10 protein-coding genes are annotated in these 16,672 nt (G+C 50.7%); 5 read left to right on the top strand and 5 right to left on the bottom strand.

From position 1 onward, the window contains the following. Positions 1 to 134 precede the first annotated feature (134 nt). The 3 genes from DHAF_RS14190 to DHAF_RS14180 all read left to right on the top strand — a co-directional run bounded on the left by DHAF_RS14190 (position 135) and on the right by DHAF_RS14180 (position 3,272). A complete protein-coding gene (locus tag DHAF_RS14190; protein WP_005816082.1) occupies positions 135 to 644 on the top strand; it encodes an RNA polymerase sigma factor in 510 nt (169 codons plus the stop codon). Then, positions 641 to 1,960, top strand: coding sequence for a DUF4349 domain-containing protein (locus DHAF_RS14185; RefSeq protein WP_011459836.1), 1,320 nt, complete (start codon positions 641 to 643; stop codon positions 1,958 to 1,960). The genes DHAF_RS14190 and DHAF_RS14185 overlap by 4 nt, the downstream gene beginning before the upstream one ends. A gap of 415 nt (positions 1,961 to 2,375) precedes the next feature. Next, the gene (locus DHAF_RS14180) at positions 2,376 to 3,272 is read left to right on the top strand and encodes a YitT family protein (protein WP_173361714.1); all 897 of its coding nucleotides are present in this window, start codon (positions 2,376 to 2,378) and stop codon (positions 3,270 to 3,272) included. Positions 3,273 to 3,293: 21 nt separating this feature from the next. Here the strand turns inward: DHAF_RS14180 and DHAF_RS14175 are convergent, their stop codons facing one another. Continuing rightward, entirely contained in the window at positions 3,294 to 3,617 is a 324-nt protein-coding gene (locus DHAF_RS14175) for a DUF4878 domain-containing protein (protein WP_015944255.1), read from the bottom strand. A 17-nt stretch (positions 3,618 to 3,634) separates the two neighbouring features. Further along, positions 3,635 to 4,219 carry a hypothetical protein gene (locus tag DHAF_RS14170; RefSeq protein ID WP_011459833.1) on the bottom strand — a complete coding sequence of 195 codons (585 nt, stop codon included), beginning with the start codon at positions 4,217 to 4,219 and terminating at the stop codon, positions 3,635 to 3,637. A 125-nt stretch (positions 4,220 to 4,344) separates the two neighbouring features. Between DHAF_RS14170 and addB the strand changes: the two genes are divergently transcribed. Together addB and DHAF_RS14160 are read left to right on the top strand one after the other, a co-directional pair. Further along, positions 4,345 to 8,001, top strand: a complete 3,657-nt coding sequence (addB, locus tag DHAF_RS14165; protein WP_005816091.1) for a helicase-exonuclease AddAB subunit AddB — start codon at positions 4,345 to 4,347, stop codon at positions 7,999 to 8,001. Continuing rightward, on the top strand, positions 7,994 to 12,172 hold the full coding sequence (locus tag DHAF_RS14160; RefSeq protein WP_015944254.1) for a UvrD-helicase domain-containing protein: 4,179 nt from the start codon (positions 7,994 to 7,996) through the stop codon (positions 12,170 to 12,172). Before addB ends, DHAF_RS14160 begins: the two co-directional genes overlap by 8 nt. A gap of 716 nt (positions 12,173 to 12,888) precedes the next feature. Here the strand turns inward: DHAF_RS14160 and ltrA are convergent. The 3 genes from ltrA to DHAF_RS14145 all read right to left on the bottom strand — a co-directional run bounded on the left by ltrA (position 12,889) and on the right by DHAF_RS14145 (position 16,663). Next, positions 12,889 to 14,298 carry a group II intron reverse transcriptase/maturase gene (ltrA, locus tag DHAF_RS14155; RefSeq protein WP_015944253.1) on the bottom strand — a complete coding sequence of 470 codons (1,410 nt, stop codon included), beginning with the start codon at positions 14,296 to 14,298 and terminating at the stop codon, positions 12,889 to 12,891. 657 nt (positions 14,299 to 14,955) lie between these two features. After that, positions 14,956 to 15,759 (bottom strand): ABC transporter ATP-binding protein, encoded by an 804-nt coding sequence (locus DHAF_RS14150; RefSeq protein WP_005811779.1) that lies wholly within the window; start codon positions 15,757 to 15,759, stop codon positions 14,956 to 14,958. Beyond that, positions 15,734 to 16,663, bottom strand: coding sequence for an ABC transporter permease (locus DHAF_RS14145; RefSeq protein WP_005811777.1), 930 nt, complete (start codon positions 16,661 to 16,663; stop codon positions 15,734 to 15,736). The genes DHAF_RS14150 and DHAF_RS14145 overlap by 26 nt, the downstream gene beginning before the upstream one ends. Between the last annotated feature and the right edge of the window lie 9 nt (positions 16,664 to 16,672).

Below are 16,672 nucleotides of genomic sequence, written 5' to 3'. Positions count from 1 at the left end.
AGACCATTGCTGGAATTCTGTCTTATAGGCAGGATTTCTTTCTTTTAGTGGGGAATAGAAAGAGAGAATATCGTCAGATATTCAAACTTACCAGCGTCTAAATTAATCAGAAAGAGAGAGGAGGTTTCCTCATAGTGCAAGCGGACTCCTTTGATGAGATTTATGAAGAGCTTTTTCCTATTCTTTACCGTTTTGTACGTTTGCGGGTACCGCAAAGTGATGTTGAGGATGTAACCGCTGAAGTGATTACTAAAATCTGGCGAGCATTGCCTAATTTTGAGGGGAAAAGTACCCTGAAATCCTGGGCGCTCCGCATCGCTTATCATCATATTGCCGACTTCTACCGAACCCGCAAGGGGAAAGGGATGCAAATAGTATCGTTAAGTGAGGAAATAAAATCTACCCAGGCGACAGATGATCATAGTGACCATTTATTGACCGTGCTGAGCGTAAGCGAAACACTGGCCAAGCTTTCTGAACAACAAGTGGCAGTGATACAACTCAGGCTTATTGAAGGATTCAGTGCCATCGAAGTAGCTCAGATTCTGGGCATAACCCAGCAAGCTGTGGATAGTCTCCTGTATCGAGCAAAGAAGAGCTTCCGGAAGTATTACGAGTTGGAGAATGCAGGGGGAATTCGATGATGAAAAAGGATGCATATAACTTATGGGAGCAGGAGGGCGATTTAGAGAAGATGAAGCTTTTCTTTCATGAAACTCGCCCTGATTCAGAGCAAAAAGAACGGATTAAACAGCTTACTCTGGAGAAGATTCGCGTGGAGGAGCTGAATGCTGCTGCCGTCGGTGAATCACCGCGGAATATTCTCATTCCCGATCTCCCGCCCAAGGAGTCATGGGGAGGCAGAGCCCAGAGAAGGCTGAAATCTTTTTGGTGGAGATGGCAATGGAAGCTGGCTTTGCCGGTGGCGGCGGTAGTTATGTTCGCCTTTATCGGGATTGGCATGGAAAGCCTTAAGGATTTCCCCAAAGGATTTGGGGCAGGCTTTACGTCAAACTCCTCGGCAAACACCGCGCCACAGGATTCAGGGAGCCGGGAAAATATCAGTATGGCGGCCCCCAAAGAATCGGCTCAAAAAAGAGCCCCGGAGAGCTATGGGGCAGGCGGAGCGCCTGAGGTTATGATCGGTATGTCGGATATGGCGGCGGAGGAAAGGGGAGCGCTTAAGGAAAGCCCCCAAAGTGCCCCAAGCACCCAAAACGCCCCTATTATGCCCATCCCCGAACCCCAGGCTCCTCCGGCCGCTGACGACCTGGCCAAGAAAATCACCTATACTCTGAATGCCAGCATCCAGGTTGAGGATGTCTCCCAGGCTCTCGCCCGGGTTACTGAGGAGATCACAAGCCTGGGGGGATATGTGGTGAATTCATCAGAAAGCAGCTATCAAAACAACAGTTCTGCTTACGCCACCTTTAAGATCCCATCCCAGCAGCTGGAGGGTTTCAAGGGCCGCCTGGAAGAGTACGGCAAGGTTTTGAATAACTCCACCGATTCTCTGGATGTTACCAATGAATACTATGATACCCAGTCAAAACTGAGGAATTTACAGGCTCAGGAAACACGCTATCTAGAGATTCTTAAAGAGGCCAAAACTGTGGATGAGATCCTGCATATCGAGAGCTATTTAAGCAGTACACGGATGCAGATCGAACAATTGCAGGGACAAGTCAAACTTTGGGATCATCAGGTTGCCTATTCCACAGTAAGCATCAACTTTCAGAACACCCCCAACCCTGTCAGTGTGGATGAGCCCTGGCGGCCTGTTGCCTGGGCCAATACCTGGCAGGCTGCCCAGGATGCTGTTCTGAAAACCATCAGCTCAACCTGGAACGGTATCAACTACCTTGTGGTCGGCATCGCTTATGCCTTGCCTTACCTTCTGGGAGGCGCGGTTCTCTTTGGAGTGTATAAGACAGTTAAGAAAGTCAGACGCCCCAAATAACATGGATCAATGTAAAGAGCTTACGTATAGGTGCGTAAGCTTTTTGTTTTAGAGAGGATGGTCGTATCACACTTCGCCGGACGCAGGCATATAGTATAGTGAGTTGAGGGTTTATCAGTTGTAATAGCCATTGTTCAAACTTTTCTGTCTGAAAGCAGAAACCCGGTTCACATTGCTGGCCGGGGCTTCTGCTTTTTATTTCACTGTCAGAAAGTATAACTTCGTTGCATACTTTCCTCCAGCATAAGTGCAACCAGCGACTTCACCTCATTTGCCAGCATGCGTTTAAGGCACGGCGAAGCCGGGTTTTCTTTACCATAAAAATGGGCTCTAACACTTGAAATAAGCGCTTCCCTTATTAACTTCGGGGGAATATAGTGTTATTATAGGCAAAAAGGGTTATTCTAAGGAACACATGACACCTTACAGTGAGGGAGCGTTATTGTGGAATAGGGAGGTACTTTGCTTGAAACCGTGGGACGTGATCAAGAGGATTGGCAAATTTATCGGCATCGCTTTAGGGGCGAGCATGGTGGCCTACAGTGTTCAGGGGTTTATCGTGCAGGCCGGCCTTGGCGGAGGCGGCATCGGCGGCATCGCTTTGCTTTTGTTCTACACTTTAGGCTTACCCATCGGCATTGTCAACTTCGTCCTCAATCTTCCCTTGTTTGCTCTGGGTTGGAAAGAAGTCAACCGAATTTTTGTCGCTAAAACCTTTTTTGGCATCATCATCTATTCCTTAGCTTTGGATTTTTTCCAAGGAATTCAGCCTTTGGCATTAAACGATGTCTTTCTGAGCGCACTTTATGGCGGTGTCCTGGGAGGGGTGGGTTCAGGCTTTGTGTTCCGTTTAGGCGGCAGTCTGGGGGGAACAGATATCATCGCTAAAGTTATCCAGCGCCGGTTTGGCTGGGCTATGGGCACGACGATGCTGGTCATCAATGCTTTGGTGATTATCGCTTCCTGGGCTATTTTGGGCCCTAAAATGGCCCTTTATACCTTAGTATCCATGTTCACCTTCAGCAAGACGGTGGATGTCATATCCAGTGGTCTTCCTGCCAAATCTGTAACCATTATCTCCAATCAATCGGATCAATTGATTCAGCGCATTCTCCAGGAATTAGGAAGAGGCGTGACCTTCCTGCATGGACAAGGCGGCTATTCTGCAGCGGAGAAAAATGTTATTATCTGTGTGGTCGGTATATCTGAGCTGGGACATTTAAAGCGAATCGTCCGGGAGGAAGATCCGCAGTCGTTTATTATCGTGCAGACAGCCACAGAGGTGGTCGGGCAAGGATTCGCCCTGGAGTAGTGGAGATAGGGTTCGCTCAATTCAATGATCATGGCCGTCTATTTGCCATTGGCCATTTAATTTGATTAAGGTTGCTTTTTGTGAGATGTTTTTGCCGTCATGGGTGGAATAGGTCACATCCACCACAGCCGTATTGATGTCCTCAAAAAGGCATTGGGTTACAGTTACCTTTTCGACACCAACATCATGAAAGACTAAATCATGGTAAATAAGCTCGGCAGCCTGCTTAGGGGTCAGGTCACCGGAGGCAGTGGCCGGTGGGGTAGCGCCGCACCCCGCCAGAAGGAATCCCATAACCAGCATAAGCCCTGCCCAGGTTAGCATTTTTCTTGCCTTTTTGATCATAATGGCCACTCCTTAGCTTAGGGATGCTCTCCCGTAATTTCAATAAGAGTTTCAGCATTCGTGGGTTCCCCCAGCCAACTGAGGGAGGAGAGGATAGTTCCCATGACTTTCAATTGCTCCTCATTAAAAGAAGTATCATTGGTGAGGAAGGCGATTCTCAGCACCTTTTGATTGGGCGTATACAGCCAGTATTCCTTGCCGGACAGTTTGGCCGCTTGTCCGAAGGAGGCTCCCCAACTATTCAGAATCCCTTTAAAATCCCCGATATGGGTGGCATCAAGGGAGAAAGTATAGAAATCAAAGGTGCTCATTTCCTTGCTTTTCTGAAGATAATACTCAAGATCATCGATCTGCCATAATTGAATATAGCCTCGCAATCCCAACGGTTCATCATTTAAATAAGCGCTGTAGTGCAGTTGCTGGCGATCCTCCAGCCAATGCTCCGCAATTTGGGTGGTGGCGGGTAGTTGGAGGCTGATTTCTTTATTCAGGACATGAGGGTTCATGTTGGGAATCGTCGTATCTGCTAACCGGCTTGGTTGCGGATAAAAGACCAGACAGACCAAAAAGATGAGGATTGCCCAAGGGATGATTTTTTTCACATTAATCCTCCCGGAAAGGTTTTAGTACATCTTATTTGGCCTGAGCTTTTTTTATACATAGAGAAGGGATAGTTTTTAGAGCGTCCCCGATAGATCAATCGAGAGAGGAGCACCTTGAGGTGAGTATGCGTTTTATAGTGGGGCGGGCCGGTACGGGAAAAAGCACACTTTGTCGGCAGGAAATACATAAGGAAAGCCAGGAGCATCCTGAGGGCTTACCGCTTATTCTGCTCGTTCCCGAACAAGCTACCCATCAAATGGAGATGAGCCTGGCTCATGATCCTCAATCCGGTGGAATTCTCAGAGCTCAGGTTCTGAGCTTTCGTCGCTTGGGCTGGCGGGTTTTTTCCGAAGTGGGCGGGGGAGGAAAGGCAGTGATTGGCGAAGTGGGCAAACGAATGCTCCTGCGCCGGCTGCTTTTAAACCATCGTTCCGATTTGCGGGTGTTTGCCCGTTCCGCTACCCGTCCCGGCATGGCCGACCTCTTAGCCCAGGCCATTGCGGAATTCAAGATTTACCGGATCACCCCGGACCAGCTGAGGGGAATTGAGGATGCTGATGAATTGCTGCTGCAAAAGACCCATGAATTAGCCTTTCTCTATGAGGAGTTGAATAAGTCTCTAGGGACGGCGGCCCGGGATCCAGATGACGAGCTGAACCTGGTGGCCGGGAAAATCTCTCAGGCACCCTTTCTGCAGGGGGCAAAAATCTGGGTGGATGGGTTTAAAGGATTTACCCCTCAAGAGCTTTATGTTATTCAAGCCATGCTGGGAACGGCTGCCGAGATAACGGTTTCCTTGCCCCTTGATCCTGAGCTGCTCAAAGCAGGAACTCCCCGCTTTAAACCTGGTGAGGAGCTTTTTTATGAGCCCAGGCAGACCTATCAAGGGCTTGTGGATTTAGCCCGGGAGGCTAAAGCCTCGATCAGCCATGTTTTCCTTACGGAAACCCATCGCTTTGAGAAGGCCGGCCTTAAGCATCTGGAACGATTCTATAATGCCTATCCCACTCAGACCTTTCCCGGGGGAGATGACTCCACAGCTCCCGATCCTCTGGGCATCGCCCTGTTTCCCGCCGCCAATAAAAGAGCTGAGGTGGAGGGAGTGGCACGGGAGCTGCGGCGCCTGGCCAGGGAAGAGGGCAGAACATGGCGGGATTGCAGCGTCGTAACCCGCGATTTACCGGGCTATCAGGGGATCATCGAGCAGGTTTTTAATGCTCATGAGATTCCTTACTTCCTGGACCATAAACGCCCGGTTATTCATCATCCTTTGTTGGAGCTGCTTTTATCGGCGATTGAAACGGTGCAAAAAGATTGGGCCTATGAGCCCCTCTTCCGCTGTTTGAAAACTGATTTTTTCCCTTGTTCTAAAGATCGGATCGACCGTTTGGAAAACTACTGCCTTGCTTATGGAATCCACGGCAGCGCCTGGAAGGGCAACCGCTCCTGGAGCTATTACCCTGATCCCAACCACAAGGAAGAAACGGCAGGCCTTAACGAAACCCGGCAGATCATCTATGATCTGTTCAGCCCTTTTGATCAGGCCATCCGCCCCCATCCGGAAGCCGGCGGCCCCTCGGTCACCGTCGCCCAGATCACGGAGGCGATCTATGAGCTTCTCATCCGCCTCAAGGTTCCCGAACATCTTCAGGAGTGGGCGGAGGCAGCCCACAGCCGGGGGGATCTAGCTGAGGCCCAATTGCAAAACCAGATTTGGGATGCCGTGATCCAGGTGCTGGATGAGCTGGTGGCAGGCTTAGGAGAGGAAGTCATGGACCTGTCCGACTTCGCCATGATCCTTACTTCCGGCCTGGAGAATTTGCAGCTGGGCTTAATTCCTCCCGGCTACGATCAGGTTCTGGTCGGTTCACTGGACCGTTCCCGCAACCCGGAAACAGCCGTGCTCTTTTTGTTGGGAGCCAATGACGGAATCCTGCCGGGAAAGCCCTCTGATGAAGGGGTTTTTGATGAATTGGAGCGGCTCCGCCTGGAGAGCAAAGGGATTATGCTGGCCCCCAAGGGTAAGGTGCAGGTGTATGAGGAGCAATACTTTATCTATACTGCCCTCACACGTGCCCGGGAGCAGCTCTATATCAGTTATCCTCTTACCGATGAAGAGGGCAGAGGGTTAACGGTGTCTCCGGTGATCCATCGGCTGAAGATGATTTTTCCCGGGTTGCCGGAAAAATATCTCAGCCTCGATGAGGAAGAACCAGGGGCCCTCCCTCATCCCTACGCTCTGTTGCCGGCTTATGCTTTGCACCTGCAGAAGCTCCGCCAAGGCAGCTCTCTTTCACCCCTATGGCAAGCCATACGGTTGTGGTTTCTCAGCCAAACGGCAGCCTTTCCCCAAGTGCAGCTGCTGGAAAAAGGGCTCCGGGATCAAAACGAGGAAGGGAAGCTGCCCCAGCCTTTGGCCAGGCAGCTCTACGGCAAACGCCTGGTCACCAGTGTTTCCCGCCTGGAACTCTTCGCCCGCTGCCCCTTTGCCCACTTTGCCCAATATGGGCTTAAGCTGAAAGAACGCTCCAACTACCGCCTTTCGCCGCCGGATATGGGACAATTCTTTCATGCCGTCCTCCATGATTATGCCATTGCCCTGAGAGAGAGAGGGCTTGATTGGGGAGAGCTCAGCAAGGAGCAGTCCTGGCAGCTGGTGAATGAGACAGCCGAGCCGATCGCCCTGCAATTGCAGAATAAAATTCTCTTGAGCAATGCCCGTTACCGCTACTTAACCCATAAGCTGAAGCGGACCGTTCATCATGCGGTCCGTGTCCTGGGAGAACATGCCCGGCAGGGAGTGTTTCTGCCCATGGAATTAGAGGTGAAATTCGGTCCCCAGGAGGCACTGCCGCCCTTGGAAGTACCCTTAAGCGGGGGCAACTCCCTTCTGCTCAGGGGTCAGATTGACCGCATTGACGGGGCCGTTCTCGGCCATGAAATCTACTTAAGAATCTTTGATTATAAATCCCGGGAAGCTCATGTCAGCTTAAATCAGATCTATCATGGACTGGATTTGCAGCTCTTGGCCTATCTTGATGCAGCCTTGCAGGGGGCCCAGATTTTAGTATCCTCCTCCGGTCTGGCGGAGGGCTCAAAGGGCTCTGAGGGTTCAGAGGGCTCCGAGGATTCTGAGGATTCAACGATCCACCCCGCCGGATTTTTATATTTCCCGGTTCTTGAACCTCAACTCAAATCCAAAACACTGCTCTATCCTGAGCAGTTGGAAAAGGATCGCATTAAAGCCGTTAAAGTCAAGGGCTATTTGCTGGCCGACCGTCAGGTCCTGCTGGCCATGGATCGGGATCTGGAGAATTCCAGCTTGCTGGGCATTAAACTCACGAAGAGCGGAGAATTCAAAAAAGGTTCGCCGATTCTTACGGAAGAGCAGTTTGCTCTCCTCAGGAAGCATCTTCAGCATTTCCTGCGGTGCAGCGGCGAGGCCCTCCTGGAGGGTGACATTTCCATCACTCCCTATCGGCAGGGCAAGCATACAGCCTGCCAATTCTGCTCTTACAAACCATTATGTCATTTTGATCCCTATCTGCCTGAGAATAACTATCGGAATTTGCCGGTCATCCAGGATGAAGAATTTTGGCAGCGTGTGCAAAGCCAGGACTCCGAGCAGTACCCTGAGCAGCACCCTCCCACCTCTGTTCCTGGGGAAACCAGCCGCCGGGCGCTCCAGAAGGATGGGGGAAATAGCCCCAGGGGTCAGGAGCTGATCTGGTTAGGAGAAGATGAAGCAGGCGCTGGAAAGGAGGATGACGGCCATGAATAATCCCAAATGGACCCCGGCCCAGCAGGCGGCCATTGACTTGAAGGGGCAGCTTCTCGTAGCGGCGGCTGCCGGTTCGGGTAAGACCGCAGTTCTTGTCCAAAGGCTCTTCAAGCAGATTACGGATGTGGATGAGCAAGTGGATGTGGATCGGTTTCTGGTGGTGACCTTTACGAAAGCGGCCGCCGCAGAAATGCGGGAACGCATCGGGAAAGCTCTGGATGAAGCGCTCTTTGGGGCGGCGGAGCCTGCTCAGGTGGAACACCTCCTGCAACAGAGGGCCTTGCTTTATCGGGCCAGTATCACCACCCTGCACTCATTTTGTATGGAACTGATTCGTCAGTATTTTTACCTTATTGAGCTGGACCCGGCTTTTCGCGTAGCCGATGAAGCGGAAGCGGACCTGCTTCGCCAGGATACTCTTGAAGATTTGTTTGAAGCGTATTACGGGGAGGAGACACCGGCCTTTCAAAGCCTGGTCGATGCCTTCGGCACCGATCGTGATGATCAGCCTTTGATGGCCTCCATTCTTAGGCTTCACGAATTTGCCATGAGCCAGGTCCATCCTGGGGAGTGGCTGGAACACCTGCCGGCAGCGTATGATTGGCACAGCCTTGATGACCTGATGGAAAGCCCCTGGGGGCAGGTGGTCCGGCAGGGGGTTCGGGATAAAGTGGAGGAAGGTCTTATCCTCCTGGAGCGGGCCTATCGGCTGGCCGAGTTGCCGGGAGGTCCTGTTCATTATCTGCCTGTTCTGGAAGACGATCAATCCAGGTTGGGTTTTCTGCGGGAAATGGCGGAGAAGGGGACTTGGAGTGACATCGAGACGGCCTTTAAGTCAGCGGCAGCCTTTCCCGGCCTCCCCCGGGGAAGCAAAAAAAATCTGCCGGACTCCTTGATTGATGAGGAAAACAGCAAGCGCTTGCGGGAAGAAAGTAAAAAAGCCCGTGATGAGGCCAAAAAGAAGCTGGAAGAAATCAAGAATACGGTGTTTTCAGTACCCCTGACCGATCAGCTCCCGTTCCTGAACAAGATGGGGGAATTGGTCGGCACTCTGGCTCAGGTCACCCAACACTTTGCCCGGGAGTATCAAAAAGCCAAGCGGCAAAGGAATTGCGTGGATTTTTCCGATCTGGAACACTATGCCTTACAGCTCCTGGCCAAGGATAAACAGCCTACGGAAATTGCCTTAAAACTCCAGGCCTACTATGCGGAAGTTCTGGTGGATGAATATCAGGACATCAATCCCGTTCAGGAGCGTATTTTGCAGCTGGTTTCCCGTCAAGAGGAGGGGAAGGCCAATCTGTTCATGGTAGGGGATGTCAAGCAGAGCATTTATCGTTTCCGGATGGCCGATCCCGGACTTTTTCTGCGCAAGTATGGGGAGTTTCCTCATTATCAGGAAGGGGGGGGAGCTGCCCCTAATTTGGTCATTGACCTCAACCAAAATTTCCGCAGCCGCCCTGAAGTGATCCAAGGGATCAATTATCTTTTCTATCAGATCATGACGGAGGGAGCAGGGGAGATCGTCTATGATGAGCAGGCTGCCCTGAGACCGGGAGCTAAATTTGTCTCCGATGGGGAGCTTAGAACCGCTGAAGGCCCCATTGAAGTTCATTTATTTGATCCTAAGGCCATCGATCTTTCCCTGGGTCAGAAAAGAGGAGCTGAAGATGCAGCCACGGAAGTGGATTCACCGGCTAAGGGTGAGGGTGAGGAATTTGAGCAGAATCGGGAGCCGGAATCAGGCGATGATGAATCATCACTGGAAGAGGCGGAAACAGCCCGTATTGAAGCCCGTTTAGTGGCAGCCCGCATTCAAAAAATGGTTCTGGAGAGGGAATTTCAGATTCATGATAAGGAACTGGGCGATTATCGGCCGGTACAGTATGCGGATATCGTGATTCTTATGCGCTCCCTGGCCTCGGTAGCCTCTGTGTATGCCGAAGAGTTCCAGAAGGCGGGAATCCCTGTCTATGCAGAAACCAACAGCGGTTACTTTGGAACCAATGAGGTGGACACAGTCTTATCCTTGCTCAAAATCATCGATAACCCACGTCTGGATATTCCCTTTGCGGCAGTGCTCCGTTCTCCTCTGGTAGGGATGAATGGAACGGAGTTAGGGAAATTGCGCTCGCTGCTTCCCCAAGGAGATTTTTACGAAACCCTGGTCCTGACCTTTTGGGCAGGTGATGCTCACCGACAAGAAGAGGGGCATGAATTTTACTCAGAAATCAGGGAGATTTTAGGCAAGCACTGGGAGAGCTTACCGCAACTGGAGGTTAAAGTCAGGCATATCCTGGAGACATCACCCGAGATCAAAGAGAAGGTGGATGCCTTTTTCCCCAAGCTGCAGGAGTGGCGGCACCGTTCCCGGCGGACCTCTCTGGCCGATTTGCTGTGGCATCTCTACGAAGATACCGGATATCTGGCTTATGTAGGAACCTTGCCTGCCGGTGCACAACGTCAAGCGAATTTACGAGTTCTCTATGATCGGGCCTGCCGTTACGAAGCGACAAATTATCGGGGCTTATTCCGTTTCCTGCGTTTCCTGGAGAAATTTCAAAGCCAGGGCAAGGATCTGGGCAATGCCAGCATAGTGGGGGAAAAAGAGAACGTGGTCCGCTTCATAACCGTGCATTCCAGTAAAGGGCTGGAATTCCCGGTCGTCTTCATAGCCGGGTTAGGGAAGAAATTTAATACCCGCAGCCTCAGCAGTCAGCTCTTGCTTCACTCACACTTAGGGGTGGGCATTCCTTTAATAGATATAGAGAATCAGGTTCGTTACCCATCTGTTATTCAATATGCCGTGAAAGAGCGTCTATGGCAGGAAGCCCTTGCCGAAGAGCTGCGGATCCTTTATGTAGCCCTTACCCGGGGCAAGGAGCGTCTCTTCCTCTTTGGGCATCAGCATAAGCTTGCGGAGGCTATCAACAAATGGCGGAGCTTAGCCCTGTCCTGCCCCGACACGGCCTTTCCCGACGGTCAGCTGCGGGGGGCCAAGACCTACCTGGATTGGCTCGGGCCGGCTTTAGTACGTCATCCTGAGGATTTGTTCAAACTCGGCTCTTTCCCCACAGCCAGTGAACTTCCTGATAGCTCATCCCAGTGGAAAGTGATCCTTCATGATCAGATCGCCGGCAAGGGACCTGTTCAAGAGGCAACCAGCTCTCAAGATGAAATCATTCTCCCAGATCAAGAAACCCTTGGAGAAAGAGAAGCTTCTGAGGAAACGGAAATTCCCGGAGAAACGGAAGCCTCGGGAAAAACGGAAATCCCTGGAGAAACAAAAAACTCTGAAGAAACGAAAACCTCTGAGGATAAGAAAAACCTTGAAGCCCAAACGCCTGAAACGGCGGACTTGGATACTAAAAATTTACAGGAGGAAGTTTTCCGGCAGCTTAACTGGCAGTATCCTTACCCTGAAGGGGTCAATCAATCCGCTAAGACCAGTGTCAGTGAATTGAAACGGCAGTCATTATGGTACATGGATAATGAATACTCGTCTCCATCTTCATCCTCATCTTCATCTCCGTCCGCCTTGTCCGCGCCCAGTTTTCTGCGCCCTCAATTCATTGTGTCCCGGAAGGAATTGACGCCTGCGGAACGAGGCACAGCAGTGCATGCCGCCATTCAGCATTTACCCTTGGCCCTATGGCGGGATACTTGGGAGGAGCTGGCTCAGGAAGTCCGCGAAAGCATGCTTCAAGAGCATATCGACTCCTTGATCCGGCGGGAGATTCTCAGTGCAGAGCAGGGGGGAGCGGTATCCGTTTCCCAGCTAAAGAATCTGCTGGACTCCACCAGCGGCAAACGTCTCTGGGAAGCTGAAGAAGTGCGGAGAGAAGTTCCCTTTACCCTCTCCTTGCGTCTCAGGGCCCAAAAAGAACCGGTGCTTGTACAGGGCATCATCGATGCAGTGCTGCTCTCTCATCAGGAGCATGAGGCCCAGGTTATGGATTTTAAGACTGATAATTTAGCAGGGGTGCCCGACCCGGAGCTGGTTTTAACCCAGCGCTACGGACTCCAGCTGGGGCTGTATGCCCTGGCGGTGGAAAGGCTGCTCAAGGTCCCTGTCCGGGAATGCATCATCTATGCAACCTCCCTTAATCGTGAGTTTGTTATGCAGAGAGAGGCTGTTCAAGCTGCTCTGGAGTCGGTGGTTATAGTGTAGCTTCAGCAGAGAGTGACGGGGGGCGTAGCTTTACGCACAACGTACCTTCGGGCGTGAGCTCCTGAAACCCTCCACTGGAGGCTTTCTTCATCGGATCTCACGTACTCTATAGCTCCACGGCTGGTTCACTCGCATTCTTAACAGCATCTGCGGCGGATGAGTACACTTTGGGGAATGCCGCCTTGAGCGAAACTGTCCACTGGACACTTTCGGAGCCAAACCTCCGGGTAATACCTGATGTAAACCAGTGGCTCGTCTATGTTAAGAATGCTTTGTTCACCCGACCGCCCCTCCGCTAAAGCCGTTCCCTTTTGTACGTAAAGCTACGCTTTGTGGGTCTCTTTCGGTTTTCTTTGGAGGCTGGAGCCGTTTGTGAGGCATTTCTGGGGGCAGTTCAGGTTTTCTCGGAGCCCTTCCTCAGAGCCTTTTCCAGAGGAGCGCCGACCTTGCCGCCTCAAGCGGCGTCGGTAAAGACGGAAAAGGCGGCTCAGGTCATCATACGAAATTCCCCTGCAGATCCTTCAGAGTCTTGCATGCAAAACCCCAAGAAGCAGCCCAAGGATTTTGCTTTACGAAAGGGAGCGAATTTAAGCGAGCGGAAACAAAACTTCGCGAAAAGCACGCAATCGGGTAGGAGGCTGACCATTATTTGGCCAGCCGACCTCCCACAGCACCGTACGTACCGTTCGGTATACGGCGCTTCCAAAGTTTACACCTTACTTTGCAGAATAACATCCCGTAAAACTGAGATATCCAGCTTGTTCGAATCGTTTGTTGGGTAAAGCAATCCTCAGTATTGGACTATGAGCTGTTCGCCAATATCCTTTTCTTGTGTTTGCCCACATCCACGCTTTTTCTTTGCTTACGCCTGCCTTCTTTAAGTAGTCATAGCGGCTTCGAATTCGTTTCCACTGTTTCCAGGCTACCATTCGTATCCGGCTTCTCATCCATTCGTCTATCTCTTTCAGCTGACTCTTTGCGTCTGCCAGCTTAAAGTAATTCGTCCATCCTCTGACCACTTGGTTCAGCTTGGTTTTCCTTTCTTCGATTCCCATCCCGTTACTTCGCCCTGTGACTTCCCGGATTTTGTCCTTGAGTTTTCTGATGCTTTGGGGATGGATTCTCAGTCGGCCTTCTCCTCGATAGATGTAAAAGCTATATCCAAGGTATTTCACATAGTTGACATGCGTGACCTTGCTTTTCTCTCGGTTGACCTTTAGAAATAGTTTCTTCTCGATGTAAGGCACGATATGCTCCATCGTTCGTTGGGCCGCTTTTCTGCTTCTGCAGAAGATCATGAGGTCATCTGCATACCTTACGAAGCGGTGGCCTCGCTTTTCCAGTTCATGGTCACATTCATTCAACATGATGTTTCCCAGCAGTGGGCTTAAGGGGCCCCCTTGGGGCACTCCCTCTGGACTTTCTTCGAACATTCCTTCGACCATGATCCCTGCTCTGAGGTATTTGTGGATGAGCGATATGACCCGCCCATCTTTGATTCTCTCCGATAGGATTTGGATGAGCTTGCTTTGGTTGACGGTGTCGAAGTATTTCTCCAAATCCATGTCCACTACGTATTTGTACCCTGCTGTAATATAGCTTTGGCTTTTCTTCAGCACATCATGAGCACTCCGGTTGGGCCGGAACCCGAAACTACTCTCTGAGAATTGTTTTTCGAAGATAGGACTCAGAATTTGGGCTATGGCCTGTTGAATAAGCCGGTCTACTACAGTGGGGATTCCCAACTTTCTGGTCTTTCCGTTTTCTTTGGGTATTTCTACCCTTCTTACGGGGGTTGGACGATAGGTTCCTTCTCGAAGAGACTCCAGGAGTTCATCCTTGTGGTCTCTCAGGTAGGGTAGAAGTTCATCCACCTGCATGCCGTCGATTCCACCGGCTCCTTTGTTCTTCTTCACCTGCCGGTAGGCTTGGTTCAGATTTTCGGAACTCAGGATTTGCTCGAATAGTTCTTCGTTCGGCTCGTTGGTGTTGGTGTTGTCGGTTTCAATCATCTTCAGTGGCACGCACGCGTCTGCATCCTCTCTCTGTTCCGCAGATATCCTTTGCAGCTCGCCTTCGTTTCGAAGTTGTCTGTGGTTTAAATCGCCATCTTCAGTAACTTTCATTGACCCACACCTCCTTTGGTTCAGCCCTTCCTTTGGTGTCTTTTCACCTCTGTACTATGGCTTCTGCTGACTCCTCACGATAAATCTTATTTCAACCGGGCTTCTTACTCTGTTTCCGCCCGTCCGTGAGGCCTCCCACGGTAAGATGATTCACTTTCATTCCATCTACCCGCACCATTTACGCTGACGTGTCCGTGTAGCTTTTGGGCTTCGACTTGTCGCGCAGTCTCACCCCACGTTTCGCGCCTGATGCTGTTTGTGTCCCTCAGGCCGGAACTTTGCCGCTGGCTTCCTTCAGATTCCATCTCACGATGGACACCCTTGCCTTAAGCTAATGGTTGGTCGCTACATACCCCCATAGCGGACTTTCACCGCCAAGTTAATCATCATGCGTGGCACACGCGGAGAAAGGTTGGAAACAGGACGTTTCCAACCGGCCATTGAGCAGGAGCGATTTGGCCGGGCACCTTTCGGAGCAGCGGGCTTTTCGCGTTAGTTTTGTCCGCGCAGCTTATGGAGCGACCGCTGTAAAGCAAAATCCTGGAGATTCCCTGGAGACTGAACTTTCAAAAGCCCCAATAAAAAATCCCGACAACGCGTGTCCCCACGCATCATCGGGAAAGAGGTGTGTTAGCACCAGAAAGCTTGCCATCCTCATTAACGAGTTCCGGCCAGCATCATCCGGTCATTATTCATATGAACCCCACTGGCTTTTTCAAACATATCCAGCAATCTGCCAATGGTCATATTCTGGCGTTCAACGCCGCGGATATCAAGAATAATTCGGCCTTCATGCATCATAATCGTCCGATTGCCTACAGCAAGAGCTTGTTCAAGATTATGAGTGATCATTAAGGTTGTTAGTTTGGAGCTTTGTGCCACTTTGCAGGTAAGCTCCATTACTTTTTCGGCAGTTTTGGGATCCAGCGCCGCAGTATGCTCATCCAGCAATAAGAGTTTAGGATTTTGAAGGGTAGCCATAAGCAAAGTTAAGGCCTGACGTTGTCCCCCGGATAAGAGTTTAACTTTTGTGGTTAAACGCCCTTCAAGTCCTAATCCCAGCTTGGATAGCTCATTGCGAAAATAATCCCGTTTATTGACATTTAAGGCCCAGCGCAGACGGCGGGACTCGCCCCGGCGCAAAGCCATAACCAAATTTTCTTCAATAGTCATCGAGGCGGCGGTGCCTGACAAAGGATCCTGGAATACCCGGCTGATCAATCCCGACCGTTTATAGGAGGCCCATTTGGTAATGGGGGTGCCATCAATAGAAATTTCTCCATTATCGGGGATAAACACCCCGGCAATAGCGTTCATCAGGGAAGATTTGCCTGCACCATTGGAACCAATGACAGTGACAAAATCTCCAGGGGCGAGCTCAAGTGAAAGACTGTCAAGGGCTTTTTTCTCGTTGATGGTGCCTTTATTGAAGACCTTAGTTAGATTCTGAACTGTTAGCATAGGAATCCCCCTTCCTCAAAATGCCGCCATTAAACGCGGAGAATTTCGATTTTAAACTGGGCGAGACGAGGGCGATCAGAACAATGACAGCGGTGAGAAGCTTTAAATCAGTGGGCTCCAAGCCGAGTCGGAGGACGATAGCGATAATAGTCCGGTAGATAATGCCGCCACAGATCACGGCAAGTATGGTCCGACCAATAGAGGAGGTTCCCACCAGAACCTCACCGATAATGACGGAAGCCAGTCCGGCCACAATCATACCGACTCCCATGCTGGCATCGGCAAATTGTTGGTGTTGAGCGACAAAGCTGCCGGAGAAAGCGACCAAACCATTGGATAAGCCCAAACCGAGAATTTTCATCACATCGGTATTTACCCCTAAACTCCGGATCATCAGTTCATTATCACCGGTAGCCCGCAAGGCCAAACCGATTTCGGTATTAAGGAAGAGGTAGATCAGGATACCGAGGATAATAATCGTTATAAGGCCCAAGATCAGGGTTCCATATTGATTCATACCGGGAAAATTTTTAAAATCAGTAAAAATAGTCCGTGTTTTGAGCAAAGAGATATTGGCTTTGCCCATAACGCGCAAATTGATAGACCATAAAGCGGTCATGGTTAAAATTCCGGACAGGAGAGCGGTGATTTTAAATTTGGTGTGAAAGATGCCGGTGAAGATCCCGGCGATACAGCCGACAAAAAAGGCAATGGCTGTGGCCAACCAGGGATTATAGCCTTGAAAGATAAGAGTGGCTGCGGTGGCAGCTCCTAAAGTGAAGCTGCCCTCCACAGACAAGTCCGCATAATTCAGTACTCTAAAGGTTAGATAGACTCCCAGGACCATGATTGCATACATCAGCCCGAGTTCCAGAGTTCCTACTACAATTTTTAGGGAGAACATTATTAACAC

This window comes from Desulfitobacterium hafniense DCB-2, assembly GCF_000021925.1.
Lineage (GTDB): Bacteria > Bacillota > Desulfitobacteriia > Desulfitobacteriales > Desulfitobacteriaceae > Desulfitobacterium > Desulfitobacterium hafniense.
The sequence above is the reverse complement of the archived record's forward strand: the minus strand, read 5'-3'. Positions and strand labels throughout refer to the sequence as shown.

Bases quoted from the DNA above. Each gene is read 5' to 3' on its own strand.
- DHAF_RS14145 (WP_005811777.1), bottom strand. From the start codon at position 16,663: ATGTTCTCCCTAAAAATTGTAGTAGGAACTCTGGAACTCGGGCTGATG.
- DHAF_RS14175 (WP_015944255.1), bottom strand. From the start codon at position 3,617: ATGATCAAAAAGGCAAGAAAAATGCTAACCTGGGCAGGGCTTATGCTG.
- DHAF_RS14160 (WP_015944254.1), top strand. From the start codon at position 7,994: ATGAATAATCCCAAATGGACCCCGGCCCAGCAGGCGGCCATTGACTTG.
- DHAF_RS14150 (WP_005811779.1), bottom strand. From the start codon at position 15,759: ATGCTAACAGTTCAGAATCTAACTAAGGTCTTCAATAAAGGCACCATC.
- DHAF_RS14180 (WP_173361714.1), top strand. From the start codon at position 2,376: ATGACACCTTACAGTGAGGGAGCGTTATTGTGGAATAGGGAGGTACTT.
- ltrA (WP_015944253.1), bottom strand. From the start codon at position 14,298: ATGAAAGTTACTGAAGATGGCGATTTAAACCACAGACAACTTCGAAAC.
- addB (WP_005816091.1), top strand. From the start codon at position 4,345: ATGCGTTTTATAGTGGGGCGGGCCGGTACGGGAAAAAGCACACTTTGT.
- DHAF_RS14185 (WP_011459836.1), top strand. From the start codon at position 641: ATGATGAAAAAGGATGCATATAACTTATGGGAGCAGGAGGGCGATTTA.